This window comes from Bradyrhizobium sp. SZCCHNRI1029 (genome assembly GCF_032487555.1).
GTDB lineage: Bacteria > Pseudomonadota > Alphaproteobacteria > Rhizobiales > Xanthobacteraceae > Bradyrhizobium.
This window is the reverse complement of record NZ_JAUEUK010000015.1, coordinates 116,622-131,870: the sequence shown is the minus strand read 5'-3', so window position 1 is coordinate 131,870 and position 15,249 is coordinate 116,622. Positions and strand designations below refer to the sequence as shown.

The following is a 15,249-nucleotide window of genomic DNA, read 5'->3' as shown; positions in this document are numbered from 1 at the left end:
CTAGGGATTCATCCGAGCCGGCAGTCTGGATTGCTTCGCTGCGCTCGCAATAGCGACGGCTGACGGCCGTCCGCACTTACATATGCCCGACTTCCTCGGGCACCTCGTAGAACGTCGGATGCCGATAGATCTTCGACTCCGCCGGCTCGAACATCATGCCCTTGTCGGCCGGATCGGACGCGGTGATCGCGCTCGACGGCACCACCCAGATCGACAGGCCCTCGCCGCGGCGGGTGTAGAGATCGCGCGCCGCCTGCAGTGCCATGGTCGCATCCGGCGCGTGCAGTGAGCCGCAATGCTTGTGCGCAAGCCCGTTGCGGCTGCGGATGAAGACTTCCCACAACGGCGTGTTCGGCGTCGCCATTTCGATCTCCCTGTCCTATTCGGCAGCCTGTGCCATCCGGCGCCGCGCGCGCTTCTCGGCGTAGGCGGTCGCGGCCTCGCGCACCCAAGCGCCCTCGGCATGCGCCTTGCGGCGCGCGGCCATGCGATCGCGGTTGCACGGGCCGTTGCCGGCCAGCACCTGCTTGAACTCGCTCCAGTCGATCGGGCCGTGCACCCAATGGCCCTGCTCGTCCTGCGTCATCTCGGAATCAGGAATGGTGAGCCCGAGATACTGCGCCTGCGGCACGGTGGCATCGATGAACTTCTGGCGTAGCTCGTCGTTCGAGAAGCGCTTGATCTTCCACTTGGTCGAGGCGTCGCTGTGCTGGCTGGCCTGGTCGGGCGGGCCGAACATCATCAGCACCGGCCACCACCAGCGGTTCAGCGCGTCCTGCGCCATCGCCTTCTGCTCGGGCGTGCCGCGGCAGAGCGTGAGCATGATCTCGTAGCCCTGCCGCTGATGGAACGATTCCTCCTTGCAGACGCGGATCATCGCGCGCGCATAGGGACCATAGGAACAGCGGCACAACGGAATCTGGTTCATGATCGCGGCGCCGTCGACCAGCCAGCCGATCACACCGATGTCTGCCCAGGTCAGAGTCGGGTAGTTGAAGATCGAGGAGTACTTGGCCTTGCCGGCGAGCATCGCATCGACCAGTTCCTCGCGCGAGGCGCCGAGCGTCTCGGCGGCGGCGTAGAGATACAGCCCGTGGCCGCACTCGTCCTGGACCTTGGCGAGCAACGCCGCCTTGCGGCGCAGGCTCGGCGCGCGCGTGATCCAGTTGCCCTCGGGCAGCATGCCGACGATTTCGGAATGGGCGTGTTGCGAGATCTGCCGGACCAGCGTCTTGCGATAGGCCGCCGGCATCCAATCGTTCGGCTCGATGCGCTCTTCGGCATCGATGCGCGCCTGAAAGCGCGAGGCGCGTCCAGCGTCCTCGGCGAAGCTGCCCTCCTCGGGCGAATTGAGCGCCTGCGTGTACATGCGGCGGCGTCCTCCCAGGACTTGGTTGACGCCAATATATAACGAGATTTCATCCGTGCAATCGAATTCTGTAATATATCAACGAACCTCATTCTCAACGGCGAAACGCCGCAGCAGCGCCGCTCCGGCCGCCGGCAGAGGCCCCTCTTCATTTGTCGCATGCGCGTCGAGCCAGCGCTCGGAACCCGGCAGCAGCAACCGATAAATCTCGCCGCACAGCGCCCGGGCCTGCCGTCCAGGCCAATTCCCCGGCAGCAGCTCGGCCGGCAGCAGCGGATCGCGCAGCACGATGCGTCGATAGTGGTGGATCAGCAGGATCCGGGCGGTGAAGGCCTGCCCGTCGGACAACACCTCGCCGCGCGCGATGCTGTCCTTGAGCGGCGCAAAGGAGGCGCTGAACTTGCGGTACGCCTCCGCCGTCCGCTCCAGCGCCCAGCTCTCGGCGACCAGCCGTCGCGCCATGTCGGAGCCGGCGGACGCCTGCAGGCGGATGGCCCCCTCCACTGCGTCAGGGACGGCGATGCTCGAGGGGGCCACGAACACACCGGGCAGCGGGCTGCCGAAGCCCGCATCGCGCAGCGCAGTCCGCGCCTGCTCGCGATCCTCGGCGCTGCCGATGAGCAGCAGTTCGAAGCTGCCGTTCCATTCCGCCGGCGGCGAATCGTAGATGTGGCGGGTGGCGCCGGCGAAGGTCTGCTCGCCGCGCCGGGTCAGGCGATAGAAACTGTTGCGGCCCATTCTGCTGCGCTCGAACCAGCCTTCCGCCGTCAGCCGCGACATCGCCGTGCGCACCACGCTGCCGTCGATGGCGAGCCCTTCGAAGAAGGCCAGCAAGCTGCCGAGCCAGACGCTGCCGCCCCGCGGCACGATGGCGTCGCCGAACACGGTGATGATCAGCGAACCCGTGCGCGACGGCTCGCTCTTCAGTTGATTGACGATGCGGGACAGAGGCTGCGCCATGTCTCCGCTTTATCCGGTTTCGCCTGGTCACAAAAGAAAAGGCCCGCACGATGCGGGCCTTGCAGGTCGATCGTTTGACGCGCGAGGCGCGCTCAGGCGGTCTTGTTGTAGGCCTTGGCCATGTTCTCCTGGGCGAGCTTGGCACCCTCGGTGACGAGCTTGCCGACATACTCGCTGGTCGACTTGGCGCGGGCGACGAGCGCCTCGCCACGGGCACGGGCCAGCTCACCCTGGATCTGAACGGCTTCGCTGATCGACTTGGCGGACGCCAGCCGGTCGATGCCGTCGAAGAAGGCCTCGGTGTCCTGATACAGCGCCTGCTGAATGTTCCGGCTGATCTTGCCGGCCTCGGTCACGCCGTCGAACACGGCGGTCTCGATCGCCGACGTCACCTTCTCGGAGCCAGCGAGGGCCTCCGCAGCGCGCTCCTTGGCGGTCGACGCGGTCTTCTTGACGAACTCCCGCGCGGACTCCGGCACTTCCATCGTCTGCAGATTCTTGAACGCGTCGGTCACCGGTGCAAAGGCGTCCTTGACGGTGTCGAACACGGTATTGGTCTCGGTGGTCATGGCTGTCTCCATCCTCAATGCTTCTGAGCTATGGCTCGCTCCGTCCCTTATGAAACCGGAGTGACTCAGCTATATCATTCTGAATGGTGCAGCGCAACATAAATGTTGCAATGCACCATCTTAGGATGGGAGGAAAGGACTGGCAACCGCTGAGCGACCCGCCGCACGTCGGAACGTTCGGGTGAGCCTCAGTGCTCGGCAGGGGCGCCGCCGTGCTTTTTGTTGCGGTTCTTCCCCGGCCGGGCCGGCTCGGCCGGCTTTGGAGCCGCCTCATCAGCCTTGGGCGCGGCGTCGACGGGCTGAGACGGCTTCATCAACGTGTCGAGCATGGCCCGGATCTCGCGCAGCTCTGCCTCGATCGCGACTGTCGGTGACGGATCGGGTGCTTTGGCGGCGTTCAGCGTCCGGTCGAGCAATGCTTTGATCTCGCTCAACTGGGGCGTGACGTCGACGGCGGGTTTTGCCGCCGGTTGCGGAGCCTTGGTCGCGGCAAGAAGCTCGTTGAGCAAGTCCTTGATCGCCTTCAAGTCCGGCGTGACGTCGCGCGGCGGCGCCACGACTGGCGCCGGCGCCTTGGACGCGGAGAGAAGCGAATCCAGCACGCTCTTGATCTCGTTCAACTGCGGAGCGGGATCGGCGGGCGTCGTCGCGGGCACCTGCGCGGAAGCCAGCAGCTCCTTCAACAACACCCGTGTCTCCGCCAGTTCGCCCTCGATGGAGGCGAGCCGCTCATTCAAGGCGGTGAGCTGACCACGGCTCGGCACGTTCATGCCGGCGAAGTAGTTTTCCATCAGATCAACCATGGGCTTCTGTCCGTTTCCTGAACCAGTTGCGGGACCATCGGAGGATGGACGGGGCGTCACACCCATCGGGCGCAGCCGCGTGAAGGCGCTGAAGCTCTTCTGCATCTCTCCGACCATCTGCTGCCAGAATGCGATCGGGTCGCCAGCTTTGTTCGCCATCGGCACGCTCCTTCAGACCAATACAAGACTCAAACACAACTTATCATAGCACGCCTTCGCTGCGGTGCGGGAGAACTTGTAGCTTGCTTCTCTCGACCAACAGAACCATGCCATAGAGGGTTCCAAGGCCTTGAACGAGGGATCAAGTGACTGCAACTGCTCATCAGCCGCCGCAGACTGTGCGCGCCAACGGTATCGACATCTGCTACGAGATCTTCGGCGACCCGGCGGCCCCTCCCCTCGTGCTGATCATGGGCCTCGGCGGCCAGATGATCATCTGGTACGACGAGTTCTGCGAACAGCTCGCAAGCCGCGGCTTCCGCGTGATCCGCTTCGACAACCGCGACATCGGCCAATCGAGCAAGCTGCATGGCGGCCGCCGGCTGACCCCGTTCGAGCTGATCAAGCTGCGCTTCTTCAACATTCCCGTCTCCGCGCCCTACAAGCTGCTCGACATGGCCAAGGACACGGTCGGCCTGATGGACGCGCTCGACATCAAGTCGGCACATCTGGTCGGCGCGTCGATGGGCGGCATGATCGCGCAGGAGATCGCGATCTCCTTTCCGCATCGCGTGCGCTCGCTGACGTCGATCATGTCGACGACCGGCAATCCGCGCATCCCGCCGCCGACGCGCGAGGTCGCGATGCTGCTGATGGCGCCGCCGCCGAAGACCAAGGACGACTACATCAAGCGCTTCCAGAAGACCTGGAAGGCGCTGCGCGTCGGCTCATTTCCCGAGGACGAGGTAAATGACGTGGCACTCGCCGAACGCTGCTTCGCGCGCGGCATCAATCCCGCCGGCGTCGGACGTCAGTTGCGCGCGATCCTGGCCTCCGGCAGCCGCAAGCCGCGGCTGCATCTGGTGACGGCGCCGACACTCGTGATCCACGGCGAGGTCGACCCGCTGGTCCATCCCACCGCCGGCAAGGACACGGCGGAGTCGATTCCGAATGCCAAGCTCCTGATGATCGACGGCATGGGTCACGCTACTCCGCGGCCGATGTGGCCGCAGATCATCGACGCAATCGCCGAGCACGCGCACGGCGCGAATCCGCAGGCGGCTTAGGAGAGCCGACGCGCTGCGTCGGCAGGCTTGACGACATCTGTTGTTGTTTGGCTCGGCCGCAGCCTCTCACTCGGACGTGCAATCTGCCTCGGCCGTTCTTCAACCGAACCGTCGCCGCCGCCATTCGATCAGCTTGGCGCTGACCTCCGCGGGCTGCTCCTGCTGTGTCCAATGGCCGCTGTCGCGGACGAGATGTTTCTCCAGGTCCGGCACCAGCTTCTCCATGCCGTCGGCGGCCGAGGGCGGCAGCACGGCGTCGTTCTCCGCCATGATCATCAGCGACGGCACGCGCACCGTTTGATCTAGCCCTTCGGCGCGCTGCCAGTTGCGCGTCATGTTGCGATACCAATTGATGCCGCCGGTGAAGCCGGTGCGCGTGAAGGTGTCGACGAACACCTGCTTCTCCGCCTCCGACAGGATCGGCTGCCGCGTGTCCTTGGCGGCGTCATAGGCTGCGATCATCTGCGGGAACGCCAGGTTGAGCGATGGCGAGGCTGCGATCCCGCCGTCCGGCGGCTCCGTCGGCGGCGTATCGCTGCGCGGCAGCGGCTTGCGCATGAAGGCATCGAAGGTCTCCCCGACACGGCTGCCGAAGATGCGGTCCGGCTCGCGTGCGGGATCCTGGAACTGCACGATGTACATCATGTCGCCGAACCGCTTGCGCATGATGGCGATGGGATCGGCGGGCGCGCGCGGCAGATGCGGCGTGTTGATGCCGACCACGCCCGCGACTCGGTCGGGGTATCGCAGCGGCATCTGCCAGACGACGAAGCCGCCCCAATCGTGACCGACGAAGATCGCCTTGTCGATCTTCAGATGATCGAGCAGGCCGACGAGGTCGGCGGTGAGATGCTCGAGGTCATAGGCCTCGACCGGCTCCGGCCGGTCGGTCGCGCCATAGCCGCGCTGATCGGGTGCGATGACGCGGATGCCGGCCTCGGCCAGCGCCTTGATCTGATGCCGCCAGGAGAAGGCCAGCTCCGGCCAGCCGTGGCAGAGGATCATCGGCGGCCGGTCGCTGACGGGGCCCGCCTCGTAATAGCCCATGCGGATGCCGTTGGTCGTCGCGAACTGCAGCGCCGGCATCCAAGACGGATCGGTCATGCGTCCTCCCCTGAAGTGTTCAGCCGGTCTTTTTCGACCGGTCTTCGGCTCCGGCATGGAGCCTGCTCCATGCCGTGACGTCACGCCACGTCCCTTCGGAGTTCCGCGCAAGCGTAATCCGTGCGGCCGTCGGCCGCGTCAGGCCGACTTCTTGTCGTTCGAGCGGCTGCCGCCGAGGCCTGTCATGGTCAGCATCAGGTCCTGAAACCGTTCGGCCAAGCGGGGATCGAACGTGAACCAGCTCTGCATGATGGCTTCGGGCGTGAGCTTGTCGATGTTGCTCGTCATCTGGTTCTGCAGCCGGTCCATGACCGCAGCCTGCATCGGACCGACATCGGGAAGTCCGAAAAACTGCCGCGCTTCGAGCGGTGTGCAATCGATCTCGATATTGACTTTCATGTCCGCTCCGCTGTTCGAACCATCCCGACGCGAGCCCCGGGCCGGGCTCCCTTCACCAGGAAGACCATCCCGGACTCGCGGCAGGGGGTGTCCAGTATCACCGCGCCGGCCCCCCTCTAGCAAGCGGCGCGTTGCTGCAGGTGCGCAATTCCCGGGACATGGTCAATCCGGCGAGCCCTCAGCCCCATCCCGGAAGCCGCCGCTCGCGTGCGCCGCACAGCGGCGGCGGGGGGGATAACCATATCGTTTAGGCTTAAACAAACTGCACTTGTGTGCCGCCGCTGAACTCTGGCAACATATTCGGATCGATCTGCCGCGGGTCGCACGACGCACCGCCAGGCCAGAGCCAACGGGATCAGTTCATTCCGGCGCGGCATCAGACTTGCAAGCATATCGCCCGGCGTCTTGTTGCTTCTTGAAGTTCGTGCAAGAGGCGCTGCAGACAACACGAACTTCGAAGCAAAACAGGCCGGACACAATCGCGCCTGCCGAAAAACCAAGCGTCAAACGCGGAGAATTTGGACATATGTCGGGACGCAAATCCCTGCTCATCGCGGCAGCGGTCGCATTCGGCCTCGCCGTCATGCCAGCTTCGGCCCAGACCCTGCGCTATGCCAACCAGGGCACCCTGAAATCGCTCGATCCCTACACCTTCAAGGAATCGACCACGATTGCGCACCATGCTCACGTCTATGAGGGGCTGACCGCGCGCGACAAGGATCTGAAGATCATCCCCGCGCTGGCCGAGAGCTGGGAAACGCCCGAGCCGACCCGCTGGCGCTTCCATCTGCGCAAGGGCGTCAAGTTCCACAATGGCGAACCCTTCACGGCCGACGACGTGATCTTCTCCGCCGATCGCGTCCGCGCCACCGGTTCCAACTTCCTCTCCAACGTTCCGCCGGACGCAAAATTCATCAAGGTCGACGACTACACCGTCGACGTGAAGCTCGATGCCCCCAATCCCATCCTGATCTCGCAATGGGATACGTGGTACATCATGAGCAAGAAGTGGTGCGAGGACAACAACTCGGTCGCGCCGACGCCGGTGTCGGCAACCACGCCGAGCTACGCCGCGCTGCATGAGAACGGCACCGGCCCCTTCATCATCGAGAGCCATCAGCCCGGTGTGAAGACCGTGTTCAAGGTCAATCCGAACTGGTGGGGCAAGCCCGAGCACAATCTCAAGGAGATCGTGTTCACCACCATCGCCTCCGACGCCACGCGCGTCGCCGCGCTGCTGTCCGGCGAGGTCGACGTCATCGAGCCGGTCCCGGTGCAGGATATCGGCCGCGTCGATTCCAGCCCGAATGCCCAGGTCCTGAAGGGACCGGAGCTGCGCACGATCTTCCTTGGCATGGACGAGACGCGCGACGAGCTCTTGTACTCCAACGTCAAGGGCAAGAACCCGTTCAAGGATATCCGCGTCCGCGAGGCCTTCTACAAGGCGATCGACGTCGAGCTGATCAAGACCCGCGTCATGCGCGGCCTGTCGACCCCGTCGGCGCTGATGATCGCTCCGCAGCTCTATGCGCTGTCGAAGGACTTCACCCGGCCGAAATATGATCCGGACGCCGCCAAGAAGCTGCTGACCGAGGCCGGCTATCCCGACGGCTTCGAGGTCGGCATGGATTGCCCGAACGACCGCTACGTCAACGACGCCGCGATCTGCCAGGCCGTGGTCGGCATGCTCGCCCGCATCGGGGTCAAGGTGAACCTGAACGCCCAGCCCAAGGCGCAGTATTTCGCCAAGGTGCTGAAGCCCGGCGGCTACAACACCTCGTTCTTCCTGCTCGGCTGGACGCCCTCCTCGATGGACGCGCACAACGTGATGCACGACATCATGGGCTGCCGTGACGATGCCAAGGACCCGACCCGGGGCGAGGCCAATCTCGGCAATTACTGCAACAAGGAGTTCGACGCCCTGACCGACAAGGTCCTGGTCGAGACCGATACCGCCAAGCGCAATCAACTGATCAAGCAGGCCTTCGAGATCGGCATCAAGGATTACGGCTACATCCCGCTGCATCAGCAGGCGGTGGCCTGGGGCGTCTCGAAGAAGGTGAAGATTCCGCTGCGCGCCGACAACGCCGTGCTGCTGTTCCTCGCCACCAAGACCGAGTAGTCCAGACGCAACGACAAGTCCCGGAAAGCAGAACTGCTTTTCGGGACTTTTCATTTCCTGCGGCAGATGCTACGCGCCGCCGCATCTCGAAGGACCTGAAAGGATCAGATGCTCGCCTTCGCGCTTCGCCGAGCAATTCAGGCCATCGGCGTCATGATCGCCGTCGGAATCATCGCGTTCGCCATGTTCCGCTTCGCCGGAGACCCGGTGAGCCAGATCGTGCCGATCGACGCGTCGGCCGCGGAACGGGCCAGCATCCGCCAGTCGCTCGGGCTCGACGATCCCTTCATCGTGCAGTTCGGTCGCTATCTGTTCGACGCGGCGCAGTTCAAGTTCGGCGTCTCCTATCAGTTCCGGCAGCCGGTCTCCGATCTGCTCAAGGAGCGCATGCCCGCCACCCTGGAGCTCGCGGTCTGCGCGACGATCCTGGCGCTGTTCTGCGGTATCCTGATGGGCGTGTTCTCGGCGCTGCACCGCGACTCCCTGCTCGCCAAGCTGTTCCAGATGCTGTCGCTGATCGGCATCTCCCTGCCGACCTTCCTGATCGGCATCCTCCTGATCTACCTGTTCTCGGTCACGCTGGGCTGGCTGCCGTCGTTCGGCCGCGGCGACACCGTCAGGTTCGGCTGGTGGACATCGGGCCTGTTCACCGTCTCCGGCTGGAAGGCGCTGATCATGCCCTCCATCACGCTCGGCCTGTTCCAGATGACCTTGATCATGCGGCTGGTTCGCGCCGAGATGCTCGAGGTGCTGCGCACCGACTACATCCGCTTCGCTCGTGCCCGTGGGCTGACCACGCGCGCGATTCATTTCGGCCATGCCCTGCGCAACACGCTGGTGCCGGTGATCACCGTGGTCGGCCTGCAGTTCGGCTCGGTGATCGCGTTCTCGATCATCACCGAGCAGGTGTTCCAATGGCCGGGCATGGGCCTGTTGTTCGTGCAGGCGGTGCAGAATGTCGACATCCCGATCATGGCGGCCTACCTGATGATGGTGTCGCTGATCTTCGTCACCATCAATCTCGTGGTTGATATCCTCTACACCGTGGTCGATCCGCGCCTGCGCGCGACCATCAGCCGTCCGGCCTGATTATGAGCGACGCAGCCCTTCCCCACCCCACGCCCGTCGAGACGCCGCGCGCCGCCGACGGATGGCTGAAGCGTGCGCTTGCGAGCGACCTGTTCTACTCGTTCCGCCGCTCCAAGCTGACGGTCGCCGCGGCCGTGATCACGCTGCTGTTCTTCCTGCTGGCGATCTTCGCGCCGCTGCTGTCGCCGCAGAACCCGTTCGACCCGGCCCAGTTGCAGCTGTTGAACTCGCGGATTTCGCCGCTGTGGACCGCCGACGGGCAGAGCCCGTTCTTGCTCGGCACCGACGAGCAGGGCCGCGACGTGCTCTCGGCCATCCTCTATGGCCTGCGCATCTCGCTCCTGGTCGGCATTCTCGGCGTTGCCTTTTCCGGCGCGCTCGGCATCGGCCTCGGCCTGATCGCCGGCTATTTCGGCGGCCGGGTCGACACAGTGATCATGCGCATCGCCGACGTCCAGCTCACCTTTCCGCCGATCCTGATTGCGCTGCTGGTCAACGGCATCGCCAAGTCGGTGTCCGGCAACCGGCTGGACTGGCTCAGCATGCTGGTCGTGCTCGTGCTGGCGATCGGCCTCTCCTTCTGGGTGCAATATGCACGCACGGTGCGGAGCTCAGTGCTGGTCGAGAAGAACAAGGACTACGTCGCCGCGGCACAGCTGATCGGCCTGCCCGCGCCCGTCATCATGCTGCGCCACGTGCTGCCCAACACCACCGGTCCCGTGCTGGTGATCGCCACCATCAACCTCGCGCTGGCGATCATCACCGAGGCGACCTTGTCGTTCCTCGGCTCCGGCATGCCCGAAACGATGCCGTCGCTCGGGACCCTGATCCGGATCGGCAACAACTATCTGTTCGCCGGCGAATGGTGGATCGTTGCCTTCCCCGGCATCGCTTTGGCCGGACTGATCCTCGCCATCAACCTGCTCGGCGACTGGCTGCGCGACGCCCTCAACCCGAAACTGCGATGACCCGCGTGAATGCGTCCTTCCGAGACTTGAGCTCATGACCGCCCCCGTTCTGTCCGTGCGCAACCTGCAGGTCGAGTTCGCGACCCGGCGCGGCACCCTGCGCGCGATCGACGGCGTCTCCTACGACATCGCCAAGGGCGAGGTGCTCGGCGTCGTCGGCGAATCCGGTGCCGGCAAATCCGTCACCGGCCTCGCCGTGATCGGCCTGATCGATCCTCCGGGCCGCATCTCCGGCGGCGAGATCCAGCTCTCCGGCCTGCGGATCGACAACCTGCCGCCGGAGGAGATGCGCAAGGTGCGCGGCAAGCGCATCGGCATGATCTTCCAGGATCCGCTGACCTCGCTCAATCCGCTGTATCGCGTCGGCGACCAGATCATCGAGACCATCAGGACCCACACCAACCTCACCGAGCAGCAGGCGCGCAAGCGAGCCATCGACCTGCTCGCCGAGGTCGGCATATCGGCGCCCGAGAAGCGCATCGACGGCTATCCGCACGAATTCTCCGGCGGCATGCGCCAGCGTGTCGTGATCGCGCTGGCGCTGTGCGCCGAGCCGGAGCTGATCATCGCAGACGAGCCGACCACCGCGCTGGACGTCTCCGTGCAGGCGCAAATCATCTCGCTGATCAAGCGGCTCGGCCGCGACCACGGCACCGCCGTGATGCTGGTGACCCACGACATGGGCGTGATCGCCGAGACCTGCGACCGCGTCGCCGTGATGTATGCCGGCCGCGTCGCCGAGATCGGCCCGGTGCAGGAGGTGATCAATAACCCGCTGCACCCCTACGCCAAGGGGCTGATGGGCGCGATCCCGACGCTCGCGGGCGAGGAGAAGCGGCTGGTGCAGATCCCAGGCTCGATGCCGCGACTGTCCGCGATCCCGCCCGGCTGCTCGTTCAATCCGCGCTGCAGCTTCGCCTTCGACCGCTGCCGCGTCGACCGGCCGGAGCCGCTGCGCCAGGGCACGCAGGCCGTCGCCTGTCATCTGTACGATCGCGCGACGGAGACCGCGGCATGACTGATTTCGTCGAGGTCAAGAACCTGCGCCGGGTCTTCGACGTCTCGAAACCCTGGCTCAACCGCGTGATCGAGCGTCAGCCGCAGGAGTTCCTGAAGGCGGTCGACGGCGTCAGCTTCGGCATCAGGAAGGGCGAGACCTTCGCGCTGGTCGGCGAATCCGGTTCTGGCAAGACCACGGTCGCGCGCATGGTGGTCGGGCTGCTGGCGCCGACGTCGGGCGAGGTCATCATCGACGGCGTGTCGATGAGCGAAGCGCGCCAGGCCCAGGTGCGGCGCAAGCTGCGCCGCCGCATCCAGATGGTGTTCCAGGATCCTTACGCGAGCCTCAATCCGCGCTTCCGCGTCGATAGCATCATCGCCGAGCCGATCCGCGCCTTTGACATCATCGAGGGTGAGCGCCAGATCAAGGACCGCGTCGGCGAGTTGCTGACGCTGGTCGGCCTGCATCCCGACGACGGCCAGAAATTCCCGCACGAATTCTCTGGCGGGCAGCGTCAGCGCATCGCCATCGCGCGCGCGCTCGCCTCCGAGGCCGAGTTCATCGTCTGCGACGAGCCGACCTCGGCGCTCGACGTCTCCGTGCAGGCGCAGATCCTCAATCTGATGCGCGATTTGCAGGACAAGTTCGGCCTGACCTATCTGTTCATCAGCCACAATCTCGCAGTCGTCCGCCACATGGCGAGCCGCATCGGCGTGATGTATCTCGGCCGCATCGTCGAGATCGCCGATGGCCGCACGCTGTTCAGCGACCCGCGCATGCCCTACACCAAGATGCTGCTCGGCGCAGTGCCGGACCTGTCGATGTCCGGCCGCCAGCGCATTCCGGTCAGAGGCGAGATCCCGAACCCGATCAATCCGCCCTCGGGCTGCACCTTCAACCCACGCTGTCCCCTTGCATTCGATCTCTGTCGGCAGCAGTCGCCCGAACTCATCGGCGGCGTGGCCTGCCATGCGGTGAACCAGCCGGCGAGCGCGGCCGTTCCTGCATGAGGCAACGAGTCGTGGTGCGGACGGACCGATCATCAGAATGAAAGTCACATGAGCTTCATCAACCCCGATCCCTTCACGACCCGCCCCGAGATCGACGGCACCTTCGGCGTCGTCACCTCCACGCACTGGCTCGCCACCGCGGTGGGTATGGCGATGCTGGAGCGCGGCGGCAACGCCTTCGATGCCGGCGTCGCGGCGGCCTTCACCCTGCAGGTGGTGGAGCCGCATTTGAACGGCCCCGGCGGCGACGTGCCGATCATCCTGCACGACGTCAGGCGCGGGCGCACCGAGGTGATCTGCGGCCAGGGCCCGGCGCCATCAGGCGCCACCATCGCGCACTACAAGAACGAAGGCCTCGACATGGTGCCCGGCACCGGCCTGCTCGCGGCCTGCGTGCCCGGCACGTTCGAGTCCTGGATGCTGCTGCTGCGCGACTACGGCACGATGCGGCTGCGCGACGTGCTGGAGCCGGCGATTTCCTACGCGCGCGACGGCTATCCGCTTGTCGAGCGCATCTCGGCGACGATCCAGACCGTGGAGCAGCTGTTCAAGACGCATTGGCCGACCTCGGCCGCGCTCTATCTGCCCAATGGCGAGGTGCCGAGGCCGGGCACGCTGTTCACCAATCCACAGCTCGCGGAAACCTACGCACGCCTCCTGAGTGAAGGCGAAAGCGCGGGTGCTGATCGCGACGCGCAGATCGAGCGCGCGCGCAAGGCCTGGTCGCAGGGCTTCGTCGCCGAGGCTATCGACCGCTTCTGCCGGACGCAGGAAGTGATGGACGTCTCGGGTTCGCGCCACAAGGGCGTGCTGACAGCCGACGACATGGCGCGCTGGCAGCCGACCATCGAGGCACCGCTGACCTATCAGTACGGCCGCTACACCGTGTGCAAGGCCGGCGTCTGGAGCCAGGGCCCGGTGCTGCTGCAGCAGCTCGCGCTGCTCAAGGGCTTTGCGCTCGACGGCCTCGATCCGACCGGTCCCGATTTCATTCATTGGCAGATCGAAGCCGCGAAGCTCGCCTTCGCCGATCGCGAGGCCTTCTACGGCGATCCTGCTTTCGCCGACATCCCGATCGAGACGCTGCTGTCGGATGCCTACAACGACGAGCGCCGCAAGCTGATCACCGACAAGGCCTCGCTCGAGCTGCGTCCCGGCACGCTCGACGGCTACGGCGCCAAGGTGAAGTTGCGCGAGGCCCAAGGCCGCCGCGATGCCGTCGGCGCAATGGGCTCGGGCGAGCCGACCGTCGGCCGCTTCGGCGAGGTGCGCGGCGACACCGTGCATTTCGACATCATCGACCGGGACGGCAACATGATCTCGGCGACGCCCTCCGGCGGCTGGCTGCAATCCTCGCCCGTCATTCCCGAACTCGGATTCTGCCTGGGGACGCGCGCGCAGATGTTCTGGCTGGAGGAGGATCATCCGGCCGCGCTGGTGCCGGGCAAGCGTCCGCGCACCACGCTGTCGCCGACCATGGCGCTGCGCGACGGCGAGCCTTATGTGGCCTGGGGTTCGCCCGGCGGCGACCAGCAGGACCAGTGGAACACGCAGTTCTTCCTGCGCCACGTCCATGCCGGCATGAACCTGCAAGAGTCGATCGACGCGCCGGCGTGGCACTCCGAGCATTTCCCGATCTCGTTCTGGCCGCGCACCGCGCGCCCCGGCGTGCTCGTGGTCGAGGGCCGCGTGCCCAAGGCGACCGTCGAGGAGTTGCGCCGTCGCGGCCATGTCGTCGAGGTCGGGCCGGACTGGTCGGAAGGCCGGCTCACGGCCGCATCACGCGTCGGCCGCCGCCGCCGCGCCGCGGCCAATCCACGGGGCATGCAGGGCTACGCCGCCGGACGATGACAGCGAGACGCCGATGACCTGGTCGATCATTGCCAAGGACGATCTCACCGGCCGGATCGGCATCGCCGTCGCCACCCGCTTCTTCGCCGTCGGCGCGCGCGTGCCCTTCATCGTCGCCGGCCACGGCGGCATCGCCACACAGGCGCTGGTCAATCCCTATTACGGCATCGACGGCGTCACGCTACTGCGCGACGGCCGGCATCCGCGCGAGATCGTGCAACTGCTGACATCTGCCGATCCCGGCCGCGAGAGCCGCCAGCTCCACGTCCTCGATCACAACGGCCAGATTGCCGCCCACACCGGCCGCGACTGCATCGACTGGTGCGGCCATCTCGAAGGCCGTGGCTTTTCGATTGCCGGCAACATGCTGGCCGGCCCGCAGGTGCTGAACGAAACCGCGAACGCGTTTATCGCCAGCCACGCCCTGCCCTTCGCGGAGCGTCTGATCGCAGCCATGAAGGCCGGCGAGGCCGCCGGCGGTGACAAGCGCGGCAAACAGTCGGCCGCTCTTCTGGTCCACGGCAAGGAGGAATGGTCCGAGCTCGATCTGCGTGTCGATGATCACCCCGATCCGCTGGCAGAGCTCGAACGACTGGAGGGCGTTAGCCGCAAGCATTGGGCCGTGTTCCGGCAGTTCATGCCGACGCGCGACAATCCGGCAGGGATTACGGATCGCGCCACGATTGATGCCGGCATCGCCACCGCGCTCGCGAACCAGACATGACCGAGCCGGAAGGACGGCGCGTGATCGGGGTTGGTATTGATAGTGCAACAACGCA

Annotated in this window: 15 protein-coding genes; 8 read left to right on the top strand and 7 right to left on the bottom strand. The window is 65.5% G+C overall.

Annotated elements, in window-relative coordinates; translation table 11 throughout:
• Positions 1 to 76: 76 nt before the first annotated feature.
• The 5 genes from paaB to QW861_RS31325 all read right to left on the bottom strand — a co-directional run bounded on the left by paaB (position 77) and on the right by QW861_RS31325 (position 3,860).
• A complete protein-coding gene (gene paaB, locus QW861_RS31345; RefSeq protein WP_009025702.1) occupies positions 77 to 364 on the bottom strand; it encodes a 1,2-phenylacetyl-CoA epoxidase subunit PaaB in 288 nt (95 codons plus the stop codon).
• A 15-nt stretch (positions 365 to 379) separates the two neighbouring features.
• Positions 380 to 1,369, bottom strand: a complete 990-nt coding sequence (gene paaA, locus QW861_RS31340) for a 1,2-phenylacetyl-CoA epoxidase subunit PaaA (RefSeq protein WP_316193917.1) — start codon at positions 1,367 to 1,369, stop codon at positions 380 to 382.
• Positions 1,370 to 1,447: 78 nt separating this feature from the next.
• Positions 1,448 to 2,329, bottom strand: coding sequence for a phenylacetic acid degradation operon negative regulatory protein PaaX (gene paaX / locus QW861_RS31335; protein ID WP_315754695.1), 882 nt, complete (start codon positions 2,327 to 2,329; stop codon positions 1,448 to 1,450).
• A 92-nt stretch (positions 2,330 to 2,421) separates the two neighbouring features.
• Positions 2,422 to 2,898: a phasin gene (locus tag QW861_RS31330; protein WP_315715766.1), complete on the bottom strand. Its 477-nt coding sequence runs from the start codon at positions 2,896 to 2,898 to the stop codon at positions 2,422 to 2,424.
• Positions 2,899 to 3,086: 188 nt separating this feature from the next.
• Positions 3,087 to 3,860 carry a hypothetical protein gene (locus QW861_RS31325; protein WP_315754735.1) on the bottom strand — a complete coding sequence of 258 codons (774 nt, stop codon included), beginning with the start codon at positions 3,858 to 3,860 and terminating at the stop codon, positions 3,087 to 3,089.
• 146 nt (positions 3,861 to 4,006) lie between these two features.
• Between QW861_RS31325 and QW861_RS31320 the strand changes: the two genes are divergently transcribed.
• On the top strand, positions 4,007 to 4,927 hold the full coding sequence (locus QW861_RS31320; protein ID WP_315754697.1) for an alpha/beta hydrolase: 921 nt from the start codon (positions 4,007 to 4,009) through the stop codon (positions 4,925 to 4,927).
• Between the two features lie 99 nt (positions 4,928 to 5,026).
• Here QW861_RS31320 and QW861_RS31315 read toward each other — a convergent pair whose 3' ends face one another.
• Both QW861_RS31315 and QW861_RS31310 read right to left on the bottom strand, forming a co-directional pair.
• On the bottom strand, positions 5,027 to 6,031 hold the full coding sequence (locus QW861_RS31315; RefSeq protein ID WP_315715764.1) for an alpha/beta hydrolase: 1,005 nt from the start codon (positions 6,029 to 6,031) through the stop codon (positions 5,027 to 5,029).
• Between the two features lie 138 nt (positions 6,032 to 6,169).
• Complete coding sequence (locus QW861_RS31310; RefSeq protein WP_315715763.1) at positions 6,170 to 6,430, bottom strand: DUF6489 family protein; 261 nt, start codon at positions 6,428 to 6,430, stop codon at positions 6,170 to 6,172.
• A 526-nt stretch (positions 6,431 to 6,956) separates the two neighbouring features.
• Between QW861_RS31310 and QW861_RS31305 the strand changes: the two genes are divergently transcribed.
• From QW861_RS31305 to QW861_RS31275, 7 genes are all read left to right on the top strand, one after another.
• Positions 6,957 to 8,552: an ABC transporter substrate-binding protein gene (locus QW861_RS31305; RefSeq protein WP_315754699.1), complete on the top strand. Its 1,596-nt coding sequence runs from the start codon at positions 6,957 to 6,959 to the stop codon at positions 8,550 to 8,552.
• A gap of 108 nt (positions 8,553 to 8,660) precedes the next feature.
• Positions 8,661 to 9,641 (top strand): ABC transporter permease, encoded by a 981-nt coding sequence (locus QW861_RS31300; protein WP_315715761.1) that lies wholly within the window; start codon positions 8,661 to 8,663, stop codon positions 9,639 to 9,641.
• A 2-nt stretch (positions 9,642 to 9,643) separates the two neighbouring features.
• Entirely contained in the window at positions 9,644 to 10,609 is a 966-nt protein-coding gene (locus tag QW861_RS31295; RefSeq protein WP_315715760.1) for an ABC transporter permease, read from the top strand.
• Between the two features lie 34 nt (positions 10,610 to 10,643).
• Positions 10,644 to 11,627 (top strand): ABC transporter ATP-binding protein, encoded by a 984-nt coding sequence (locus tag QW861_RS31290; protein ID WP_315715759.1) that lies wholly within the window; start codon positions 10,644 to 10,646, stop codon positions 11,625 to 11,627.
• Positions 11,624 to 12,619, top strand: a complete 996-nt coding sequence (locus tag QW861_RS31285) for an oligopeptide/dipeptide ABC transporter ATP-binding protein (protein WP_315754701.1) — start codon at positions 11,624 to 11,626, stop codon at positions 12,617 to 12,619. The genes QW861_RS31290 and QW861_RS31285 overlap by 4 nt, the downstream gene beginning before the upstream one ends.
• Before the next feature lie 48 nt (positions 12,620 to 12,667).
• Positions 12,668 to 14,470 (top strand): gamma-glutamyltransferase family protein, encoded by a 1,803-nt coding sequence (locus QW861_RS31280; protein ID WP_316193916.1) that lies wholly within the window; start codon positions 12,668 to 12,670, stop codon positions 14,468 to 14,470.
• Between the two features lie 13 nt (positions 14,471 to 14,483).
• Complete coding sequence (locus tag QW861_RS31275) at positions 14,484 to 15,194, top strand: DUF1028 domain-containing protein (RefSeq protein ID WP_316193915.1); 711 nt, start codon at positions 14,484 to 14,486, stop codon at positions 15,192 to 15,194.
• Positions 15,195 to 15,249: the final 55 nt, after the last annotated feature.